The following is a 3929-nucleotide window of genomic DNA, read 5'->3' on the forward strand; positions in this document are numbered from 1 at the left end:
ATCGCGTATCCGGTATTAGCATTCGTTTCCGAATGTTATCCCAGTCTTATAGGCAGGTTACCCACGTGTTACTCACCCGTCCGCCGCTAAGTATCAGAGGTGCAAGCACCTCATCAACTCCGCTCGACTTGCATGTATTAGGCACGCCGCCAGCGTTCGTCCTGAGCCAGGATCAAACTCTCCAAATTGGTGTTTGAAATGCTCATTACTTTTTTATCGCTTTTTTCGCTTATCCCGAAGGATTTGCGAGGCAGTTATTACTCGTTGTTCAGTTTTCAAAGAGCAATCTTTTCTTTCGTTTGTTTCGCTCGCCGTCCGCGTTTATCTCTCGGCCGGAATTAGAATATACCATGCATGCATATATGATTGCAAGTCTTTTTTTGAATTATTTTATTATATTTATGATTTCACTATATAAATACTATTTAATACGTCTGTAATGCCTGTATAACAGTACATTTAAACATTTAATATTTAATTTTGTTAATATAAATGATCAATCATATTATAAGTTAATTATTTTTGAGTTCAACGTCAACCTAGTTCATTGCTTACATTTCCTTCGTTATCTGTTTGCTATCTCATCCAACCGCATAGGCAGTAATGAACCAATCACTCCCACGAAAAGATGGATTTTCAATTTGAAACAAATTAACACTAGTACAGTCAGAGATTGTTACCACTAATAGAAATGGCCTATTGAGGCGCACTTATATCACCAACATAACAAACAATTTCTCTCTACGATCTAACGTATCTTAATAATCTAGAAGGCGTCCATTATCATGCCATTGACCGTACATATTATTTTCCTTAGTGTTTGTTATAAATTTGTCTAATCTACTCTTAAATAATTCCGGCTGATTTTCATTACTTTGAATCGTGTCGATCCGAACTCTTTTATAAAGAGCTGGAAATGCCAAAAAATTATCAAATACATGCCTCTCTTCTTTTAGCCTTTGCTCTATAACCCTATCTATTTTAAAAGAATCGTGATCCATATCAGGAAGTACCTTTCTTCCTTCATCTCTCATTAACCCCAACTTTTCAAGGCGGCGGACACGTTCTTTATTCAATTCAGTCCATGAACTTTTTTTGCTTCTAGGTGACAGTCTCTGCGCCATTTGGGTTTCAGCTATTTTCTTTTTCACACCATCAATCCATCCAAAGCACAAAGATTCTTCGACCGCGTCCAGATATAGCAACGTATCTGGGTTTGGCGTCATACTAACTACAACCCAACAAGATTTTTCAATCTTGCCATTTTCCTGTAGCCAATTCCTCAAATCTTCTCTCGATTTTACAGTAATTAGATTTTCAATTTTCATAGATAAAAATCAAGCTCCTTTCTAAATATAGAGAGTAATTAAAATTATTATTGAACCTATGACCTTAGTCAAACTTGATTTAATGAACAAGAGGATGAAATGATACTTATCTCCCTACTAGCAAGGGCGACTTATTTCTAGTATAAAATCGAAGTAAAAAGGTCGACTTCCTATTTTTAGAAATATCGACCTTTTAGATTGATTTGATTTTATTCAAAATAACATCAAATGCTCTTACCAAGTTTTCAAATAGTCTTGCGATGCCAGAGATTAAATGGATTCCGCAGCTTCATGATACCAAAAAAGTGCATAGTCGTTCATGACGGATGCGTGGCCCAGTTGACGCAACATTGTAGAAATATTGCCCCTGTGATAGGTCCCATGATTGGTCACCTGCAGCACAATTTCCGATAATCGTGTTTGGCGAATTCCGGCAAATGGATTATCAAGCAAAATGGTTTTCTCCAGATCAGCTTGGCTTCGGAACCATTCATTGTATTGTTCCGATAACTCTGCAAAGTTGTTGGCGTATTCATCTACAGAATGCAGGATACTCTCATTTAGCGACATGCATTCTTGAAATGCCTCTCGCATACCAGTGCCTGTTAAAACCGTATACCACATTTTATCAACTGCATAGATATGACTAAGTGCATGGGCGAGGGTGGGAAACGAGCTGTTCACTTCTTGACTTAGGAAAGAGGTCGGGAGTGCCTTGATTCTCCCCATGATCGTTTGGTTGGCCCATGTGTGGTATTTAAACATTTCTACTGGATGATTGGACATTCGTAAATTCTCCTTTGACTTGTCATGAAATTGATTATGCTTCTGTTGTAATAATAATAAAAGAAGTATGACAACGGTCTGTCATACTTCTTCATAAAGTTTTAATGTATTTTGAAGTTGTTCTTTTAAAATCTCTCGCAGTGCAAAAGGTTCGAGGACTTCGGCGCCGCTGCCAAAGCTTAGAAGAATGGACAATAGCCATCTTGCTTCTAATGGTTTATAAACTGGAATTCGTATCGTCACACTTCCATCGGTATGAAATTGCATATCGGCTTGGTGAAACTGATCCATAGCGATCGCCAAAGCCTTCGGCCCCACTTGAATCACAACATCTTTCAAATGGTCGCACCATTCCTTGTTTGTGAAAGTAAGCTCTTTCGACACTACGTGATGCTGCTGAAAGTCTTCCTGCGTCAACAATAAATTCATCATCCGGGATAGTCGAAACTCCCGATAATCACATCGTGTTCGGCAAAACCCATAAACGTACCAATTGCCATATTTGAAATGAAGTTGAATGGGTTCCATATCACGGGAAGTACGATCATTATTTGCACTAATATAATCAAAACGGACGATTTTTCGCTCCGTAATGCCCGTGCGTAAATGACGAAGCGCGTCCGGCTCCGACCGGCGGGTTTCTAAGTCGACAGATACAGTCTGGATCTGATGTTCTGGCCCGATTGTTTGTAGTCGTTCAATGGTACCCTGAGCACGCTCGTCTTTAAACACGGTGGAGAGGCTACTGAGCACGGTGATCAGGGAATCGACATCGTAAGAACCGAGCAAGCTTTTATCCATTTTGTATCCGTCCATTATGCCATATCCGCCATTCATTCCCTGATACGATATGACAGGGAAACCCGCAGCGCAGATCACATCGATATCCCGATAAATGGTTCTTTGGGAAACTTGAAACTCTTCAGCCAGTATGGAAGCAGACAAAACTTCGTGATTCAGGAGCTTGTAGATTATGGAGATCAATCGCTCCAATTTCATGTATATCCCCGCCCGTTAATCCATTTCGTATTACTGCTTATTATTATATCACAGATTTTTTATTAGTAATTTTAGGAATATTCTGCTTGATGTATCGTAGATAGATGAATTGGTTTGAACGAGCGTAGGCTCTAGATTCGCATAATACCGCAGTATTTCGATCTGTAGAGTTAGTAATATCTGGATAAACCCATGTCTAAGCCTTCGCCTTTCCGATGAGTTCACTTGTAGTCGAATCATATTCAATTATAGATCGTCTCTTCTTAGAACATAGATAATGGGCATGATAGTACTTTATGCAGAGGGTTTAAAAGATAAGTGGAAAAGTGTAGGAAAACTACTCAAGATCATCTCATTTCAGTATCATTTCTTATTTTTGAACAACAAAAAAAGCCTTGCTAAGCAAGACTTCATTTGCCGTACTATGATGCGCGTAGAGGGACTTGAACCCCCACGGTCGCCCGCTAGATCCTAAGTCTAGTGCGTCTGCCAATTCCGCCATACGCGCGCATCCGAGATGAAAAAATGGTGAGTCATGTAGGATTCGAACCTACGACACCCTGATTAAAAGTCAGGTGCTCTACCAACTGAGCTAATGACTCATAGTTATGGTGGAGGATGACGGGATCGAACCGCCGACCCTCTGCTTGTAAGGCAGATGCTCTCCCAGCTGAGCTAATCCTCCATGGAAACACTAAAACCCACTGCGAGTGGGATTGTTGCTTCATTGTGCGTTTTTGCACATTGAAAACTGGATACGAAAGTTAGGCTTGCTGAAGCCTTAATGCTGCTGTCTACCGGATGTATGGGTCACGG

General features: G+C 40.1%; 4 protein-coding genes and 3 tRNA genes. 1 reads left to right on the plus strand and 6 read right to left on the minus strand.

Annotated elements, in window-relative coordinates; genetic code table 11:
• On the plus strand, positions 1-197 hold a 197-nt coding region (locus tag AC787_RS34820), incomplete at its 5' end, for a hypothetical protein (RefSeq protein WP_235560968.1).
• A gap of 561 nt (positions 198-758) precedes the next feature.
• Here AC787_RS34820 and AC787_RS12925 read toward each other — a convergent pair.
• The 6 genes from AC787_RS12925 to AC787_RS12950 all read right to left on the minus strand — a co-directional run bounded on the left by AC787_RS12925 (position 759) and on the right by AC787_RS12950 (position 3798).
• Positions 759-1328 (minus strand): YdeI/OmpD-associated family protein, encoded by a 570-nt coding sequence (locus tag AC787_RS12925; protein ID WP_054025166.1) that lies wholly within the window; start codon positions 1326-1328, stop codon positions 759-761.
• Between the two features lie 270 nt (positions 1329-1598).
• A complete protein-coding gene (locus AC787_RS12930) occupies positions 1599-2114 on the minus strand; it encodes a DinB family protein (RefSeq protein WP_054025167.1) in 516 nt (171 codons plus the stop codon).
• A gap of 81 nt (positions 2115-2195) precedes the next feature.
• Positions 2196-3113 (minus strand): helix-turn-helix transcriptional regulator, encoded by a 918-nt coding sequence (locus tag AC787_RS12935; RefSeq protein WP_054025168.1) that lies wholly within the window; start codon positions 3111-3113, stop codon positions 2196-2198.
• A 428-nt stretch (positions 3114-3541) separates the two neighbouring features.
• A tRNA-Leu gene (locus tag AC787_RS12940) sits at positions 3542-3621 on the minus strand.
• Positions 3622-3639: 18 nt separating this feature from the next.
• Positions 3640-3715, minus strand: a tRNA-Lys gene (locus AC787_RS12945).
• A 7-nt stretch (positions 3716-3722) separates the two neighbouring features.
• Positions 3723-3798, minus strand: a tRNA-Val gene (locus AC787_RS12950).
• Positions 3799-3929: the final 131 nt, after the last annotated feature.

This window comes from Bacillus sp. FJAT-28004 (genome assembly GCF_001280845.1).
Taxonomy (GTDB): Bacteria; Bacillota; Bacilli; order Paenibacillales; family Paenibacillaceae; genus Pristimantibacillus.

Coding starts and splice junctions, on each gene's coding strand:
- AC787_RS12925 (WP_054025166.1), bottom strand. CDS start 1,328: ATGAAAATTGAAAATCTAATTACTGTAAAATCGAGAGAAGATTTGAGG.
- AC787_RS12930 (WP_054025167.1), bottom strand. CDS start 2,114: ATGTCCAATCATCCAGTAGAAATGTTTAAATACCACACATGGGCCAAC.
- AC787_RS12935 (WP_054025168.1), bottom strand. CDS start 3,113: ATGAAATTGGAGCGATTGATCTCCATAATCTACAAGCTCCTGAATCAC.